Annotated in this window: 12 protein-coding genes; 5 read left to right on the top strand and 7 right to left on the bottom strand. The window is 75.5% G+C overall.

Going from position 1 to position 16162, the window contains the following annotated elements; all coding sequences use genetic code 11:
* Positions 1-16 precede the first annotated feature (16 nt).
* Both OG556_RS21170 and OG556_RS21165 read right to left on the bottom strand, forming a co-directional pair.
* On the bottom strand, positions 17-2470 hold the full coding sequence (locus OG556_RS21170; protein ID WP_371518473.1) for a DUF5682 family protein: 2454 nt from the start codon (positions 2468-2470) through the stop codon (positions 17-19).
* Positions 2467-3582, bottom strand: a complete 1116-nt coding sequence (locus tag OG556_RS21165) for an AAA family ATPase (RefSeq protein ID WP_371518471.1) — start codon at positions 3580-3582, stop codon at positions 2467-2469. Before OG556_RS21165 ends, OG556_RS21170 begins: the two co-directional genes overlap by 4 nt.
* 147 nt (positions 3583-3729) lie before the next feature.
* Between OG556_RS21165 and OG556_RS21160 the strand changes: the two genes are divergently transcribed.
* Together OG556_RS21160 and OG556_RS21155 are read left to right on the top strand one after the other, a co-directional pair.
* Positions 3730-5040, top strand: coding sequence for an SWIM zinc finger family protein (locus OG556_RS21160; protein WP_371518469.1), 1311 nt, complete (start codon positions 3730-3732; stop codon positions 5038-5040).
* Between the two features lie 39 nt (positions 5041-5079).
* Positions 5080-6726, top strand: a complete 1647-nt coding sequence (locus OG556_RS21155; RefSeq protein WP_371518467.1) for a DUF5691 domain-containing protein — start codon at positions 5080-5082, stop codon at positions 6724-6726.
* An 88-nt stretch (positions 6727-6814) separates the two neighbouring features.
* Here the strand turns inward: OG556_RS21155 and OG556_RS21150 are convergent, their stop codons facing one another.
* Complete coding sequence (locus tag OG556_RS21150) at positions 6815-7222, bottom strand: cobalamin B12-binding domain-containing protein (RefSeq protein WP_063351339.1); 408 nt, start codon at positions 7220-7222, stop codon at positions 6815-6817.
* Between the two features lie 369 nt (positions 7223-7591).
* On the opposite strand from OG556_RS21150, the gene OG556_RS21145 reads away from it, so the two are divergent.
* Positions 7592-8431, top strand: coding sequence for a M23 family metallopeptidase (locus OG556_RS21145; protein WP_371518465.1), 840 nt, complete (start codon positions 7592-7594; stop codon positions 8429-8431).
* A 20-nt stretch (positions 8432-8451) separates the two neighbouring features.
* Here OG556_RS21145 and pcrA read toward each other — a convergent pair whose 3' ends face one another.
* The 3 genes from pcrA to OG556_RS21130 all read right to left on the bottom strand — a co-directional run bounded on the left by pcrA (position 8452) and on the right by OG556_RS21130 (position 13286).
* Positions 8452-11097 (bottom strand): DNA helicase PcrA, encoded by a 2646-nt coding sequence (gene pcrA / locus OG556_RS21140; RefSeq protein ID WP_371518463.1) that lies wholly within the window; start codon positions 11095-11097, stop codon positions 8452-8454.
* A gap of 106 nt (positions 11098-11203) precedes the next feature.
* Entirely contained in the window at positions 11204-11881 is a 678-nt protein-coding gene (locus tag OG556_RS21135) for a response regulator transcription factor (protein ID WP_350877187.1), read from the bottom strand.
* Entirely contained in the window at positions 11874-13286 is a 1413-nt protein-coding gene (locus tag OG556_RS21130) for a PspC domain-containing protein (RefSeq protein ID WP_371522787.1), read from the bottom strand. Before OG556_RS21130 ends, OG556_RS21135 begins: the two co-directional genes overlap by 8 nt.
* 179 nt (positions 13287-13465) lie before the next feature.
* Here OG556_RS21130 and OG556_RS21125 point away from each other — a divergent pair, with 179 nt between their 5' ends.
* Together OG556_RS21125 and OG556_RS21120 are read left to right on the top strand one after the other, a co-directional pair.
* Complete coding sequence (locus OG556_RS21125; protein WP_371518461.1) at positions 13466-14896, top strand: PspC domain-containing protein; 1431 nt, start codon at positions 13466-13468, stop codon at positions 14894-14896.
* Positions 14896-15105, top strand: a complete 210-nt coding sequence (locus tag OG556_RS21120) for a hypothetical protein (RefSeq protein WP_371518459.1) — start codon at positions 14896-14898, stop codon at positions 15103-15105. The genes OG556_RS21125 and OG556_RS21120 overlap by 1 nt, the downstream gene beginning before the upstream one ends.
* A gap of 16 nt (positions 15106-15121) precedes the next feature.
* On the opposite strand, the gene OG556_RS21115 is transcribed toward OG556_RS21120, so the two are convergent.
* Positions 15122-16159, bottom strand: coding sequence for a Rieske (2Fe-2S) protein (locus tag OG556_RS21115; RefSeq protein WP_371518458.1), 1038 nt, complete (start codon positions 16157-16159; stop codon positions 15122-15124).
* Positions 16160-16162: the final 3 nt, after the last annotated feature.

The following is a 16162-nucleotide window of genomic DNA, read 5'->3' as shown; positions in this document are numbered from 1 at the left end:
TCCTCCTTCACGGGTGTCAGGTGTTGCGGCCGGCGGCCTGCCGGGGGATCCGGGGGCGGGCTCCGAGCAGCAGGGCCACCACCGGGACGGCGGCGTCGGCCCGGGCCCGGTCGAGGGTGCCGCCCGGGGTCCGGGCCGCCGGGGCCTCGCCGAGCGGGCCGGCCGCGACCCGGCCGCCGATGGTGCTGCGGACGCCCGCCTCCAGCCCGGCGAAGGTGCGGCGCAGCAGCGGTAGGACGTCGGTGAAGACCTCGCCGGGCACGCCGGTCAGCCACTCGTCGAGCAGGGCGAGCAGGCGCGGGTCGTGCAGCAGCAGGGCGCCGCCGCCGGTGAGGAAGCCCTCGATCCAGCCGGCCGCGTCCGCCGGGGCATTGGCGGTGGACAGGACCAGCCGCAGCCGGCCGGCGGCCTCCTCGGAGTCGAGCCAGCCGTCGTCCAGCAGCAGCCGGACGGCGCGCCCGCGCAGCAGGCCGGGGGCTCCGGTGGCCGGGCCGCCGGCTGGCTCGCGGCGGGCCAGCGAGCGCAGGGCGGCGGCCCAGCGGTCGGCCAGGCCTTCGGAACCGGCCCGGCCCTCGGAACCGGCCGGGCCCGGGGAGGCTGCCGGGGTGCCCGGGCCCGCTGATTCGTCCGGAGCGTCCGGGCCTTCCGGGGCGTCCGAGGCGCCCGGCTCCGGGCGAGCGGCCGGGCCGAGCAGGCCGATCGCGCCGTGCACCTCGTCGAGCCGGCCGCGCATCGCCGCCGCGCCCTCGGCGTCCAACCCGACGCAGGCGGGCGGCAGCCCGACGCAGATCCGGTCGGCCAGGCCGGTGGCGACCTCGCCGAGCGCGCCGTGGTCGGTGCCGCGCACGTCGCCGTAGCGCAGCGCCCGGACCAGCGCGGGCAGCGCCCCGGCCAGGTGGGCGACGTCGGTGTCCAGGGCGGCGCAGTCGGCGAGCACCCGCATCACGGCGGGCAGCGCGCCGGCCAGCCCGGCCAGCAGGCAGGTCTCCACCAGCCCGGTCAGCTCGGCGAGTTCGCCGGCGGCGCGGGCGGTGCCGACGGCCTTGCCGGTCGCCGCCTCCTCCACCGTGGTGCCCCACTGGGCGGCCTCGGCGATCCGGACCGCGAACTCGGGCTGCCAGCACAGCCGCCAGCTCTCCCGGAACGTCCCGGTCGAGTTGACCGCCGAGCGGGCCGGCACGCCCCAGTCGACGCCCAGCAGCCGCAGCCGGTGCAGCAGCCGCGAGCGGGCCGCGTCGGTGTCCTTGCGCAGGTCGAGGTCGAGGTCCTTCGGCGCGGCCTCGGGCTTGAGCCGCAGCGTGCGCTGCCAGCGGGTGAGGTCCCGCTGGAGCGGCACCGCCGGTGCCGCGTCCGGCACTTCGCCGAGCGCGTCGCCGACCACCAGGCGGTCCCGGACGAGCTCCAGGGCGACGTCCGACCCCTCGCAGAGCACCGCGCGGACGGCGTCCAGGGTCTCGGTCAGCCCGGCCAGCGGGCGGCCGCGCAGCACCGCCAGCGTGCGGGCGAGCCGGACCGCCTCGATGACGTGGGCGGAGGAGACCGGGTGGTCCTCGGCGCGCAGCAGTTCGGCGGCCCGGGTGAGCCAGCGCGGCACCGGATCGCCCTCGGTGCCGAACAGGTGGTGGTACCAGCCCGGTGACTGCACGCCCGCGCCGTAGCCGGTGGACTGGGAGAGCCGGCGGTGCGTCCACGGCACCCAGGTGATGTCCGTCCGCACCTTCCGCGGCAGTCCGGCGAGCAGCGCCCGGTCGTGCGCGACCGTCGGCAGCACCGCCAGCGCGGGCACGTGGAAGGCCCCGCACACCACGGCGATCCGGCGGTGCCCGGCGCGGCGGGCGGCCCGGATCTGCTGGCGCATGTACGCCTCGCGCAGGTCGTCCCGCCGGGACTCGCCGAGGCCCTCCGCGCGCAGCGCCGCCATCGCCTCCGCGACGGCGGCGAACGGCGCCAGTCCGTCCGGGTCGTCCCCGCCGTCCGCACCGGGCGCGCGGTGTTCGACCACGTCCTCCCACCAGCGCTCCGGGTCGTCGTAGCCGGCCGCCTCGGCGAGCAGCGCCAGCGGGTCGGCGACCGGCCCGGCGGGCTCCCCCGGCTCCCCGGGCTCCCCCGGCTCCCCGGGCTCCCCGGCCTCCCCGGCCTCCGGGGCGGGGCCGAGGCCGTACCCGGCGGGCAGGTCGATGAAGCGGACCGGCAGCTCCCGCTCGACGCCGTAGCGGATCGCCACCCACTCCGGGGAGAACTCGGCGTACGGCCAGAACGCGGCCCGCGCCGGGTCGTCCACCGCGTGGGCCAGCAGCGCGACCGGCGGCACCAGGCCGTTCCCGGCCGCGAGGTGGACGATGCCGTCGGCCTCCGGCGGGCCCTCGATCAGCACCGCGTCCGGCCGCCACCGCTCCAGCGCGGCGGCCACCGCCCGGGCCGAGCCCGGGCCGTGGTGCCGGATGCCGAGCAGCGCGACGTCCGCGGTCATCGCACCTCCTCGCGGGCGGCCCGGTAGAAGTCCTTCCAACCGTCGCGCTCGCGCACCACCCCTTCGACGTACTCGCGCCACACCGCGTGGTCCGCCACCGGGTCCCGGACGACGGCGCCGAGGATGCCGGCCGTCACGTCCCCTGCGCGCAGCACGCCGTCCCCGAAGTGGGTGGCCAGGGCGAGGCCGTTGGCCACCACCGAGATCGCCTCCGCCGTGGAGAGGGTGCCGCTCGGGCTCTTGACCTTCGTCCGCCCGTCCGTCGTGATCCCGGCCCGCAGCTCGCGGAACACGGTGACCACCCGCCTGATCTCCTCGGCCCCGCCGGGCAGTTCGGGCAGTTCCAGGGAGCGGCCGAGCTGGTTCACCCGGCGGGTGACGATGTCGACCTCCTCCTCCAGCGAGCCCGGCAGCGGCAGCACGACGGTGTTGAACCGCCGGCGCAGCGCGCTGGACAGCTCGTTGACGCCGCGGTCGCGGTCGTTCGCGGTGGCGATCACGTTGAAGCCGCGCACCGCCTGCGTCTCACCGCCCAACTCCGGCACCGGCAGCGTCTTCTCGGACAGGATGGTGATCAGACTGTCCTGCACGTCGGCCGGGATCCGGGTCAGCTCCTCGATCCGGGCGAGCTTGCCGTCCGCCATCGCCCGCATCAGCGGCGAGGGCACCAGGGCGTCCCGGCTCGGGCCGTCGGTGAGCAGCCGGGCGTAGTTCCAGCCGTACCGGACGGCCTCCTCCGGGGTGCCGGCGGTGCCCTGCACCAGCAGGGTGGAGTCGCCGCTGATCGCCGCGGCCAGGTGCTCGGACACCCAGGTCTTCGCGGTGCCGGGCACGCCGAGCAGCAGCAGCGCGCGGTCCGTCGCCAGGGTCGTGACGGCGACCTCCACCACCCGGCGCGGGCCGATGTACTTGGGGGTGATCGGGGTGCCGTCGGGCAGTTCGCCGCCGAGCAGGTACGTCGCCACGGCCCACGGCGAGAGCTTCCAGCGCTCCGGGCGCGGACGGTCGTCCTGCGCGGCCAGCGCGGCCAGTTCACCGGCGAAGGCGTCCTCGGCATGCTGCCGCAGAACGTCGGTCACGGGGGGCTCCTTCGGGTCGGCCGCCGGGCACACGGGTGCCCCGGCGGCAGGGTGATCGGGGGGAGCTGGGGCCGGCGTCCCGGCCTGTGGGAACCACCCTGCACCCCGGCACTGACAAACCCCGGGGCGATCCCGACGGGCAGTCAGTCGATGTCAGTGGCACCGCCTACCGTCGGTCGCATGGAGGAACGCTGGAGCACCGAACATGTCCTGTCCCTGGCACCTGACGCCGCGTCGCAGAAGGCGGCCGGCAAGCTCTCCTCGCCCGCGCCCTGGTCCGGGGCGGGCACCGACGGCGCCGCGCTCTGGGGCGAGTGCAAGGGCAGCGGCAGCACGCCGTACCGCACCGTGATCGAACTCGCCACGCCCGCCTACCAGTGCAGCTGCCCCAGCCGGAAGTTCCCGTGCAAGCACGCGCTCGGGCTCCTCCTGCTGTGGAGCGGCGCCCCGGAGGCCGTCCCCGCCGCCGACCCCGCCGCGTGGGCGGCCGACTGGCTCACGTCCCGCGAGGAGCGCGCCGAGAAGCGCGCCGCGCCCCCCGCAGACCCGGCCGCCGCCCGCCGCCGGGCCGAGCGGCGCGGCGCCCGGGTCGCGGCCGGCGCGGCCGAGCTGCGGCTGCGCCTGGCCGACCGGATCCGGCACGGCCTGGCCGACCAGTCCACCGCCGGGCCCTGGGAGGAGGTCGCCGCCCGGATGGTCGACGCCCAGGCCCCCGGCCTGGCCACCCGGGTCCGCGAACTCGACACCGCCCCGCAGGACCGGCTCCTGGAGGAGTACGCGATGCTGCACCTGCTCGCCACCGCCGCCACCCGCGTCGACGAGCTGCCGGCCGAGCTGGCCGCCACCGTCCGCACCCGGGTCGGCTACCCCACCGACACCGCCGAGATCCTGGCCGGCCCCACCGTGCGCGACCGCTGGCAGGTGCTCGGCAGCCGCGACTCCGCCGACGAGCGGCTCACCACCCGCCGGGTCTGGCTGCGCGGCGCCAAGACCGGCCGCCCCGCCCTGCTGCTCGCCTTCGGCCGCCCCGGCCAGGCCCCCGACCTCGCCCTGCCCACCGGCCACCTGCTGGAGGCCGACCTGGCCTTCCACCCCGGCGCCCGCCCGCTGCGCGCCGCCCTCGGTACCCGCTACGGCGCCCCGGGGCCCGGCCCGGCCGGCCCGCCCGACGGCCTCACCGTCGCCGAGGCGGTCGCCGGTTACGGCACCGCAGTCGCCGACGACCCGTGGCTGGACAGCTGGCCGACCGTCCTCGCCGGCGCCGTGCCCGTCCGCACCCCGGACGGCTGGTACCTGACGGACGGCCACCACACCCTGCCCGTCCGCACCTCGGCCCTCCCGGAGGCGGCCCTGTGGCGGCTGGCCGCGGTCTCCACCGGCCGCCCGCTGACGGTCTTCGGCGAGTACGGCCACCAGGGCTTCGCCCCGGTCACGGCCTGGGCCGGCCACGACCGCCCGATCGGCCTCACCACCGTCCAGGGCCCGGCCTGATCCACAAGACACGCCCGAGCACAGTCAGGAGCATCGAAGATGACGATCACCCAGGACCCGTGGGAGACCCTGCACACCACCGCCCTGCTCGGCACCGACCGCCGCCCGCTCCCGGCCACCGCCCTGCCGCTCGCCGACACCGTCGACCAGGCCGACCCGGCCACCGCCCTGCCGCTCGCCGACACCGTCGACCAGGCCGACCCGGCCACCGCGCTGCTGGAGCTGGCCGCCCTCGCCACCGTCCGCCGCCGGGCCGGCGCCCTACCCGTCCCCGCCGCCGGACCGCCCGGCCCGCCCTCGCCCGAGGACGGGCGCCCCGAGCTGCCCGCGGCGGCCGCCCGCCGGCTCGCCGTCCTGCTGGCCGGCCGGTCCGGCGGCAGCGGCGGCGCCACCCTGGCCAACCTCGCCGAACTGCTCCCGCAGTGGCTCGCCACCGCCCGTGCCCGGGGCCTGCGCCCGCCCGGCGCGCTGATACCCGGCCTGCTCGACGCCGCCCGCGCCCGCAGCGAACTGCGCTCCGACGCCGTCGCCCTGGCCGGACCGCTGGGCCGCTGGCTGGCCGAGCAGAACCCCGACTGGCGCTTCGTGCTGCGCACCGCCGCCCCCGATCCGGCCGAGCAGCCCGGCGGGCCCGTCGACCACCAGCTGTGGCACGAGGGCCTGTTCGCCGAGCGGGTCACCCACCTCACCCTGCTGCGCCGCCGCGATCCGGCCGCCGGCCTGGAACTGCTGAGCGGCACCTGGTCCACCGAGCGCGCCGAGGACCGGCTGCTCTTCCTGGACGCCCTCCAGGACGGCCTCTCCGCCGCCGACGAACCCTTCCTGGAGGCCGCCCTCGGCGACCGCAGCAAGAACGTCCGCGCCACCGCCGCCGAACTGCTCTCCACCCTGCCCGGCTCGGCCCTCGCCCGGCGGATGGCCGAGCGGGCGGGGGCCGCCGTCCGCCTCGCCGCGACCGGGACGCACCTGCTGGTCACCCCGCCCGCCGAGTGCGACGCGGCCATGCAGCGCGACGGCATACCGCTCAAGTCCCCCACCGGGCGCGGAGAACGGGCCTGGTGGTTCGGCGAGGTGATCGCCGCCGCACCGCTACGGCTCTGGCCCGAGAGCACCGGCCTGACACCCGAGCAGCTGCTCGCCCTGCGGGTCGGCGACAGCATCGACGAGACCAGCAGCAGCTGGGCCGACGACCTGCGCGAGGCCTGGGCGCGCGCCGCCGTCCGCCAGCACGACGCCGACTGGGCCCGGGCACTGCTCGGCCCGGCCCCCGCACTGCCCGCCCGCGGCGCCGGACGGGCCCGCGCGCCCCGCGTCACCGGCGCCCCCGCCAAGCTGCTGGCCGTCCTCCCGCCCGAGGAGCGGGCCGCCTGGACGGCCGCGTTCATCGAGGTGCACGGCCTGGGCGAGGCCTTCCAACTGCTCGGCGCCTGCGGCACACCGTGGACGCCGCCGCTGTCCACCGCCGTGGTGACGGCGCTGGCCCGCGCCGCCGGCTCCGGCGCGTACCCGTGGAGCCACAGCGGGGTGCTCGGGATGACGGAACGCGCGCTCGCCCCGGAGACGGCGGCCGCCGTGGAGGAGCTGGCCGCCGGGGCCGCGCCCGACTCCGCCTGGTCGGAGACCTTCGCCCGGCTGGCCGGGACGCTGCGCTTCCGGGCCGCGATGCTCGCCGAACTCGACGCCTGACGCCCGCTCTCGAAGCGGCGGGGCGACAGAACAATGGGACGGGCCGGCCCCGCCGAAGCGTGGGCCGGCCCGTCCCGCACCGTCAACCTCAGCCTGCCGCCCGCAGGTTGGCCGCGACCCAGGCCACGACGTCCCGGGTGGACGTGCCCGGGGTGAAGATGTCCGCGACGCCCATCGCCTTGAGCTCGGCGATGTCGTCGTCCGGGATGATCCCGCCGCAGAAGACCTTGATGTCCGCCGCGTCGCGCTCCTTCAACAGCTCCAGCACCCGTGCGCACAGCGTCATGTGGGCACCGGAGAGGATCGACAGCCCGATGCCGTCCGCGTCCTCCTGGATCGCGGTGTCGACGACCTGCTCGGGCGTCTGGTGCAGCCCGGTGTAGATGACCTCCATACCGGCGTCGCGCAGGGCACGCGCAATGACCTTGGCGCCACGGTCGTGACCGTCGAGCCCCGGCTTGGCGACCACCACACGGATCGGCCCCGACACACTCATGACTGCCTCCTGGACCTCGTCGTCCACCATCCGACCGGACCTCGCGGGCCACGGGTGCGGTTAACGGTCAATAACCAACCTGAGGGGAGGTTAGCGCCACCCGGCCCGGTTGGCCGCGCCACCTCCCAAGAGGAGGGCAAAGTCACAGCCCCCGGCCTTGCTACCAGTGGGTATACCCGTACACCCGTCCACCGCACAGACCCCCGGCCGACCTCTTGACAACCGGAGGTTTTTCCGGGGCATCGACCTTGCGGATACAGTCTCGGCTGTTTTCTCCCCGCTTCCCCGGTACCGCTTCTCCCCGCCGATTTCCCTGCCGCTCCCCCTGCCCGACGACGCGCCCCAGGCCCACCGAGGAGGCAGCCCCCGATGGCTCCCGACGCAGCCGCCCGCCCGACCCGTGCGGAGCTGCGCCTCGCCGCCCGCGAGCAGTCCCGCGCCCAGCGCCGCGGCGCCGCCAAGGCCGCCACCAGAACCGCACTGCTGCGGGTCGCGCTGCCGTCGGTGGCCGCGCTCGGGGTCGCCGCCGCGGCGGCCGTCACCGTGCAGGACGAGGCCGATCAGCACGCCCAGGCGGCCGGCCGGACGGCACGGACGGCGGTCGACGCCCCGGGCACCCAGGACAGCCCGAGCGGTCCGGACAACCCGGCCGACGGCGGCGCCGAAGCCGCCAAGACGGCCGCCCGGCAGGCGGTCGCGGCCGGCGACCCGGCCCAGGCCTCCCGCGGTGACGCCCGCCAGCCGCTGGCCGGCGCCCAACCCGCCGACGCCCAGGGCACCCCGGACGCGCAGCCGAGCGCCGAGCCCGTCAAGCCCAAGGTGGTGATGCCGGTGGCCCGGCACGGCCTCGGCGAGCTGTTCGGCGAGGCCGGCACCCACTGGGCCAACCGCCACACCGGCATCGACTTCCCGGTGGACGGCGGTTCCGAGGTGATGGCCGTCACCGACGGCACGATCCGCACGCAGTGGAACCCGTCGTACGGCTACATGACGGTGCTGAAGATGTCCGACGGCACCGAGGCCTGGTACTGCCACCTGCGGGCGTACAAGGTCCGCAAGGGGCCGGTGAAGCAGGGCGACGTCATCGCCTTCGTCGGCAGCAGCGGCAACAGCACCGGGCCGCACCTGCACTTCGAGATCCGCCCGGCCGGCAGCGGGCCGGTCGACCCGCTGCCGTGGTTCCTCGCGAACGGGCTCGACCCCCGCTAGGCCCGGTCCTGGGAAACGCTCTAGAGCTTCTCCACCGGCGCGTAGCGCAGCAGCAGTTGCTTGCGGCCCTCCGAGCCGAAGTCGACCGTGGCCTGCGCCCGGTCGCCGACGCCGGTGACGCCCACCACCGTGCCCAGCCCGAAGGTGTCGTGGGTGACCCGGTCCCCGACCGCGAGCGAGACGGCGTCCCGCTCGACGACCTGGCCGCCGCGCCGCGCCGACTGCCCCCAGCCCGCCTTCGGCTTCGACGAGGCCGACGAGCCCGAGAAACCCGAGGAACCCGAGGAACCCGACGAGGAGCGCGAACCGCCGCCCCCCGACGAGGACTTGCCCCAGGACGACCCCGAGGAGAAGCCGCGCGCGGCCGGCGCCTGCGCCGCCCCCGTCCGCTTCCACTCCACCAGGTCCTCCGGGATCTCCTCCAGGAACCGCGAGGCCGGGTTGTACGCGGGCTGCCCCCAGGCGCTGCGCAGCACCGAGCGGGTCAGGTAGAGCCGCTGCCGCGCCCGGGTGAGCCCCACGTAGGCGAGCCGCCGCTCCTCCTCCAGTTCCTTGACCTGGTTGAGCGCCCGCATGTGCGGGAAGATCCCGTCCTCCATGCCGGTCAGGAAGACCACCGGGAACTCCAGGCCCTTCGCGGTGTGCAGGGTCATCATCGTGATGACGCCCCGGCCCTCCTCGTCGTCCGGGATCTGGTCGGAGTCGGCGACGAGCGCGACCCGCTCCAGGAAGTCGGGAAGCGAGCCGACCGGCGGGGTGCCCTCCTCGTCGGCGTCGGGCCGCTCGCCCGGGTCCTGCTCGTACTCCAGGGCGACGGAGGCGAGTTCCTGGAGGTTCTCCACCCGGGTCTCGTCCTGCGGGTCGGTGGAGGCCTGGAGTTCGGCCAGGTAGCCGGTCTCCTCCAGGACGGCCTCCAGCACCGCGGCCGGGCCCGCGCCCGACTCGACGACCTGCCGCAGCCCGGCCATCAGGACGTTGAACTTCTTCACCGCGTTGGCCGAGCGCGCGGCCATCCCGTACGCCTCGTCGACGCGCAGCAGCGCCTGGGCGAAGGAGATCCGCTCCCGCGCGGCCAGCGCGTCGACCATCGCCTCGGCCCGCTCGCCGATGCCGCGCTTGGGCACGTTGAGGATCCGGCGCAGCGGCACGGTGTCCTCCGGGTTGGAGAGCACCCGCAGGTACGCCAGGACGTCCCGGACCTCCTTGCGCTCGTAGAAGCGCACCCCGCCGACCACCTTGTACGGCAGGCCGACCCGGATGAACACCTCCTCGAACACGCGGGACTGGGCGTTCGTCCGGTAGAAGATCGCGACGTCGCCGGGCTTGGCGTCGCCCGCGTCGGTGAGCCGGTCGATCTCGTCGGCGATGAACTGGGCCTCGCCGTGCTCGTCGTCCGCGACGTAGCCGACGACCTTCTCGCCGTGCTCGCCGGCCGTCCAGAGCTTCTTCTCGCGCCGGTTGGCGTTGCGCTCGATGACGGCGTTGGCGGCGCTCAGGATGGTCTGCGTGGAGCGGTAGTTCTGCTCCAGCAGGATCGTGGTCGCGTTCGGGTAGTCCTCCTCGAACTGGAGGATGTTGCGGATCGTCGCGCCGCGGAAGGCGTAGATCGACTGGTCCGCGTCACCGACGACGCACAGCTCGGCCGGCGGCACCTCGGACAGGCGCCCGGCGGCCGGGTTCACGAACTCCCCGTCCACGGTGCGCTTCGGCGCGGCCGCGACGGATCCGCCGCTCAGCTCGCGGACGAGCATGTACTGGGCGTGGTTGGTGTCCTGGTACTCGTCGACCAGGATGTGCCGGAACCGGCGCCGGTAGTGCTCCGCGACGTCGGGGAAGGCCTGGAGCAGGTTCACCGTCGTCATGATGATGTCGTCGAAGTCCAGCGCGTTGGCCTCGCGCAGGCGTCGCTGGTAGAGCGTGTACGCCTCGGCGAGCTTCTTCTCCATCGGGTTGGCGGCCTGGTCGGCGAAGGTCTCCTCGTCGATCAGCTCGTTCTTCAGGTTGCTGATCTTCGCGGTGAAGGACTTCGGCGGGAACTGCTTCGGGTCCAGGTCGAGGTCGCGGCAGACCAGCGACATCAGCCGCTGCGAGTCGGCCGAGTCGTAGATCGAGAAGCTGGAGGTGAAGCCCAGCACCTTGGACTCGCGGCGCAGGATCCGCACGCACGCGCTGTGGAAGGTGGACACCCACATCGCCCGGGCCCGCGGGCCGACCAGCGCCTCGACGCGCTCGCGCATCTCGCCGGCGGCCTTGTTGGTGAAGGTGATCGCCAGGATCTCGCCCGGCTGCACGCCGCGGGCGCCCAGCAGGTGGGCGATCCGGTGGGTCAGCACCCGGGTCTTGCCGGAGCCGGCGCCGGCCACGATGAGCAGCGGCGAGCCCGCGTGCAGCACCGCCTCGCGCTGCGGGTCGTTCATGCCCTCCAGCAGCTGCGCCGGATCCACCACCGTGCGGGCAGCGCCGTTGCGGTACCAGGCGTCCCGCGCGGTCTCGGCGGCGTGGTCGGTCTGGAACAGCCCCTCCGGGATCGCCTCCTCGTAGGCCTCGTACGGGGCGTCGTCCTCGTACGGCGGGGGCTCCTCGTCGAGGGGCACGGCGGGCTGCTTCGACCCGGCGGCGGGTGCCTCGAAACCGGGGAGCGGGAGGTCGTCAAAGAGGCTACTCATGGCACTCCGAGTCTATGGCCACCCACCGACAAGCCCGCCCGGCCCGGAGGAACCGGACCGGGCGGGCTCGCGACCGGGGCGCACGACCAGGGCGCGCGACCGGGCCTCAGACCAGGCGGCGGGCGGTGGCCCAGCGGGTCAGTTCGTGCCGGTTGCTCAGCTGGAGCTTGCGCAGCACGGCGGAGACGTGGCTCTCGACCGTCTTCACCGAGATGAAGAGCTGCTTGGCGATCTCCTTGTACGCGTAGCCTCGCGCGATCAGGCGGAGCACCTCGCGCTCGCGCTGGGTGAGGCGGTCCAGGTCCTCGTCGACCGGCGGGGTGTCGGTGGCGGCGAAGGCGTCCAGGACGAAGCCGGCCAGCCGGGGCGAGAACACCGCGTCGCCGTCGGCGATCCGGAAGATCGCGTTGACCAGGTCGGTGCCGGTGATGGTCTTGGTGACGTAGCCGCGCGCGCCGCCGCGGATGACGCCGATCACGTCGTCGGCGGCGTCCGACACCGACAGGGCGAGGAACTTGACCCCGCCCTGCTCGCCCATCACCCCGGCCGAGCGCCGCAGCACCTCGACACCGCCGCCGCCGGGCAGGTGGACGTCCAGCAGCACCACGTCCGGCCTGGTCTCGGCGACGACCCGGACCGCCGACTCGACGTCGTCGGCCTCGCCGACCACGTCGATGCCGGTCGCCTCGGTGCGGCCGATCTCGGCCCGGACCCCGGTGCGGAACATCCGGTGGTCGTCCACCAGGACGACTCTCGCGGTGCGCTCCGGCGCTGCCTCAGTCATTCGTTCTCTCCATCTCCAGCTCGACCTCGGTCCCGCCGTCCGGCGCGGGCCGCACCCGTGCGGTGCCGCCGTTGCGCTTCATGCGGCCGATGATCGACTCCCGTACGCCCATCCGGTCCTCGGGCACCGTGTCGGGGTCGAAGCCGGGACCGTGGTCGCGGACGAACACCGACACCGTCTTCCCCTCCACCTCGGCGTAGACCTGGACCGGTCCCCCGCCACCGTACTTGGCCGCGTTGACGGTCGCCTCCCTCGCGGCCTGCATCTGGGCCGCGATCCGCTCGTCCATCGGGCAGTCGCCGACGATCACGACCTCGACCGGGACGCCGTGCCGGTCCTCGACCTCGGCGACGACGGCGCGCAGGCTCTCCGCCATGGTGTCGGGCGCGGCCTCGGCGGCGGCCTCCGGGCGGTACAGCCACAGCCGCAGCTCGCGCTCCTGGGCACGGGCCAGCCGCAGCACCTCCTTGGGGTCCTCGGCCCGGCGCTGGATCAGGGTCAGGGTGTGCAGCACCGAGTCGTGGACGTGCGCGGCGATCTCGGCCCGCTCCTGGGCGCGGATGCGCGCGGTGCGCTCGGCACCGAGGTCCTGCCACAGGCGCAGCCCGTACGGGCCGAGCAGGACCAGCACCCCGGCGAGCACCGCGAGCGAGGCCTCGACCACCGAGCCGAGCGTCGAGCCGCTGCCCTGCATGACGAGGAAGGCGATGGTGCCGGCCACCACGAGCAGCACGCCGGCGCCGACCCGCGTGTAGGCGCCGCGCCGCTTGTCGCCCTCCTCCAGGCCGAACCAGCGCTGCCAGCGCGAGTCGTCGGCCTGCCGCCAGACCAGCGCGACGCCGACGCCGATCGCCAGCAGCGGCCAGGTGTACGGCTTGGCGGTCTGCAGGCCGAGCGCGTTGAGCAGGGCGGTGATGCCGATCACCATCATCACCAGGGCGGCGAGCTGGCCGAGGCCGCCCTGCCCGGTCTTGCCGCCCGCGCCGTCCTCCCCCTCCGCGGGGGCCGCGGCCGGCTCGCCCTGGAGGGCGTGCTGGAGCAGTTCGCGCAGCCGGCCGAGCCAGCCGCCGCGGCCCTTGCTCAGCGCGCCGCCCGGCTGCTGCCCCGACCCGGTCGGGACGAAGGTGCCGTTGACGTACGTCCAGTGGGCGGCGCCGCGCTGCGCGGGCTCGCCGATGCCGATCGGCACCACGAACCAGAACGCCGCGTACAGCAGGGTGCCGATCCCCTGCGCGAAGAACAGCAGCACGAACGCGAGCCGCACCCACCGCACCGGGAGCCCGAGGTGCACCGCGAGCCCCTGCGCGACGCCGCCGAGCATCCGCCCCTGCGGGCTGCGGTAGAGCCGGCGGTACGGCGGCCGTCCGCCGTCGGGCGCGGTCGGGTCGGTGCCGCCCGCCGGCACGGCGTCGGGGGCGAGGGATCGGGGGTCGGAACCGGGTGCTGCCACGCCACCGATGGTTCCACGCCCGCGCACGCGGACGCATCAGGGTGCGCCCCTGACCCCTTCTCAGGGACAAGTCAGGGTCCGGGCAGGGCTCGCACCGGTTGGGCCGGACCGGGGCAGCCGGGAGGATGGTGCCCATGACCGACGACCACCGCATCCAGGAGACCGGGCCCGCCGCCCCGCCGGAACCGGACCGCCCCCCGCTGACCAGGACCGAGCACCACCGCGTGGTGGCCGGCGTCTGCGGCGGCCTCGGGCGGCACCTGGACATCGACCCGGTGGTCTTCCGGGTGGTCACCGTGGTGCTCTGCCTCTCCGGCGGCCTCGGGCTGTTCCTGTACGGCCTGGCCTGGCTGATCGTCCCCACCGAGTCGGTGCCGGACGGCCGGGGCGGCACCCGGCACGGGCGCACCGAACTCCAGCGGGTGCTCACCGGCCGGGTGGACGGCCAGTCGGTCGGCGCGGTGCTGCTGGCCGTGATCGGCACCGGGGTGTTCTTCTCCTCGATGGGCCAGGACGACCAGCTGTTCCCGCTGCTGCTGCTCGCCGGCCTGGTCTTCCTCGCGGTGCGCTACGACCCGGACCGCCGCCGCGGCCGGCGGCGCCGGCGCCGTGGCGGCCCGTACGACCGCCACTACCCCGACGGGGACCAGTACGGCCCGTACCCGTGGTCCGGGCCGGAGGACGACGAGGCCGCCCGCGCCCGACACGCGGCCGAGCGCGCCGCCGGAACGGTGCCCGCCGACTCCCCGGCCCCCGGCCCGACCGGCTACCTGTGGGACCCGCGCCACCCCGAGCGCAACCCGTACGGCGCCGGCCCCACCCCGCCGTTCGGCACCCCGGTGCCGCCGGCCGGCGGCCCGGCCCAGCCCTGGTGGCAGCGCGCCGACCTGCCCGCGGGCGACCCGCTGCGCAAGGACGGCCCGCCCGGCCGGCCCCGGCCCGCCGCCGTCCGGCACCCCCGGGAGCGGTCCGCGCTCGGCTTCTTCGGCCTGCTGCTGGCGATCGGCGCGGGTGCCGCGGTCTGGTCCGTCTCGGCCGGCCGCACCGACGTCACCGTGCTGAGCGCGACCGTGCTGGCCACCGCGCTGCTGGTGATCGGCCTGACGCTGCTGCTCGGCGCGAAGTTCGGCCGGGCCCGCAAGCTCGCGGTGACGGGCCTGCTGCTCACCCTGGCGCTGGTCTTCGTCGGCCACTCCCCGAACTCCATGCGCAACGCCGTCGGCCAGCGCGACTTCACCGTCGCCACCTCGGCCGAGCTCCACCCCCGGTACGCCCTGGGGGCCGGCGAGCTCCGGCTGGACCTGAGCAGGCTCGACCCGGCCGGGAGCACCCTCACCAGCAAGGTCGAACTCGGCGTCGGCGAGCTGACCGTCATCCTGCCGCCGGACGTGACGGTGAACCTGGTGGCCAAGGTGGGCCTCGGCGACGTCTCCACCCCCGGTGAGCGCAACAACGGCACCGGCCGCCACACCTACCTGCTGTCACCCGGCAGCGGTCATCAGTCCAAGGGCACGTTCGACCTCGAACTCGCGGTCGGGATCGGCAACATCAAGGTGGTCCAGTAGTGAGGAAGCACCGGCTCGACCTGTTCTCGCTGATCGCGGGGGCCCTGTTCAGCACGATCGCGGTGGTCTACCTGGTCGCGGCGCTCAACGACCAGGCGGTGAACGGCCGGGTCGTCATCCCGGTCACCTTCATCGTGCTCGGCCTCGGCGGCCTGGCCGGCGCGGTCGCGGCGGTCGCCCGGCGCGGCCGCACCGACCGCCCGGACTGACCCCACCCGGTCGGGCTCAGCTCTGCAGCGGCCCGAGGTTCAGCTTGTCGCCGGCCTGGGTGACGGTGTACTTCGGCAGCGGCTTGACCGCCGGCCCGTTGACCACCGCGCCGGTCGCGGCGTCGAACCGGGAACCGTGGCAGGGGCAGTACAGCTGGCCGTTCTTCGGGGCGTCGACCGCGCAGCCGGAGTGGGTGCACACCGCGGACAGGCCGCAGTACTGGCCCGCCTTGGGCTGCACGATGTAGACGGCGTCCCCGGTGGCCGGGTCCTTGACCTGGGCCGAGCCGCCGACCGGCACGCTCGCGGCGGCCACCGAGGGGGCCGGTCCGGACTGCGCCGGGGTGGTGGCCGGGGCCGCGGACTGCTTGGGCGCGGAGTTCTTGGCCCGGCCGAAGGTCCGGGTGAGCGAGCCGGTGAGCAGCCCGGCGCCGCCGATCGCGACGGCGGCGATCCCGCCGTCCACCAGCGCCCGGCGCCTGACGCGGTCCTCGCCCAGCCCGCGCCCCCGGTCCCGGCCGGCCCGCCGGGCGAGGTAGCCGTCCACCGACAGGTCCGGGGTGCCGGCCAGCAGCAGCGGAGTCCAGGCCATCAGGTAGCCGAGGTCGTTGCCCAGGTAGTAGGGCGAGACGCTCCAGCTGATGGACAGCCAGAGGCTGAGGTTGATCAGCACGCCGCCGAGCGCCGCGACCCGGCCCCAGAGGCCGAGCAGGGTGCCGAGGCCGACCGCCAGCTCGCCGAAGGCGACGGCGAGCGCGAACAGGGTGGGCGCGTCCAGGGCGGCGCCGAGCAGGAAGGAGATCGGGCTGCCGCCCCTGGCCGCCTGGGTCTGCGAGACGAACGACGCCGGGTCGGCCGCCCCGGCCAGGTAGTGCGCGTCGGACAGTTTGTCGAGGGCGGCGTACACGAAGGTGACGCCGAGGAAGAGCCGCAACGGAAGCAGCGCGTACCGGGACGCGGACGCCCGCCACTGCGCCGCCCGGTCGGCCAGGCCGGCCGCTCCCCCGACGCCCGTTTCCCCGTCACCCGCCACGGAGTTGCCGGCCTCCGACATCGC

Source organism: Kitasatospora sp. NBC_01300, from assembly GCF_041435235.1.
GTDB lineage: Bacteria > Actinomycetota > Actinomycetes > Streptomycetales > Streptomycetaceae > Kitasatospora.
The sequence above is the reverse complement of the archived record's forward strand: the minus strand, read 5'-3'. Positions and strand labels throughout refer to the sequence as shown.

Bases quoted from the DNA above. Each gene is read 5' to 3' on its own strand.
- OG556_RS21115 (WP_371518458.1), bottom strand. From the start codon at position 16,159: ATGTCGGAGGCCGGCAACTCCGTGGCGGGTGACGGGGAAACGGGCGTC.
- OG556_RS21160 (WP_371518469.1), top strand. From the start codon at position 3,730: ATGGAGGAACGCTGGAGCACCGAACATGTCCTGTCCCTGGCACCTGAC.
- pcrA (WP_371518463.1), bottom strand. From the start codon at position 11,097: ATGAGTAGCCTCTTTGACGACCTCCCGCTCCCCGGTTTCGAGGCACCC.
- OG556_RS21155 (WP_371518467.1), top strand. From the start codon at position 5,080: ATGACGATCACCCAGGACCCGTGGGAGACCCTGCACACCACCGCCCTG.
- OG556_RS21125 (WP_371518461.1), top strand. From the start codon at position 13,466: ATGACCGACGACCACCGCATCCAGGAGACCGGGCCCGCCGCCCCGCCG.
- OG556_RS21170 (WP_371518473.1), bottom strand. From the start codon at position 2,470: ATGACCGCGGACGTCGCGCTGCTCGGCATCCGGCACCACGGCCCGGGC.
- OG556_RS21150 (WP_063351339.1), bottom strand. From the start codon at position 7,222: ATGAGTGTGTCGGGGCCGATCCGTGTGGTGGTCGCCAAGCCGGGGCTC.
- OG556_RS21135 (WP_350877187.1), bottom strand. From the start codon at position 11,881: ATGACTGAGGCAGCGCCGGAGCGCACCGCGAGAGTCGTCCTGGTGGAC.
- OG556_RS21145 (WP_371518465.1), top strand. From the start codon at position 7,592: ATGGCTCCCGACGCAGCCGCCCGCCCGACCCGTGCGGAGCTGCGCCTC.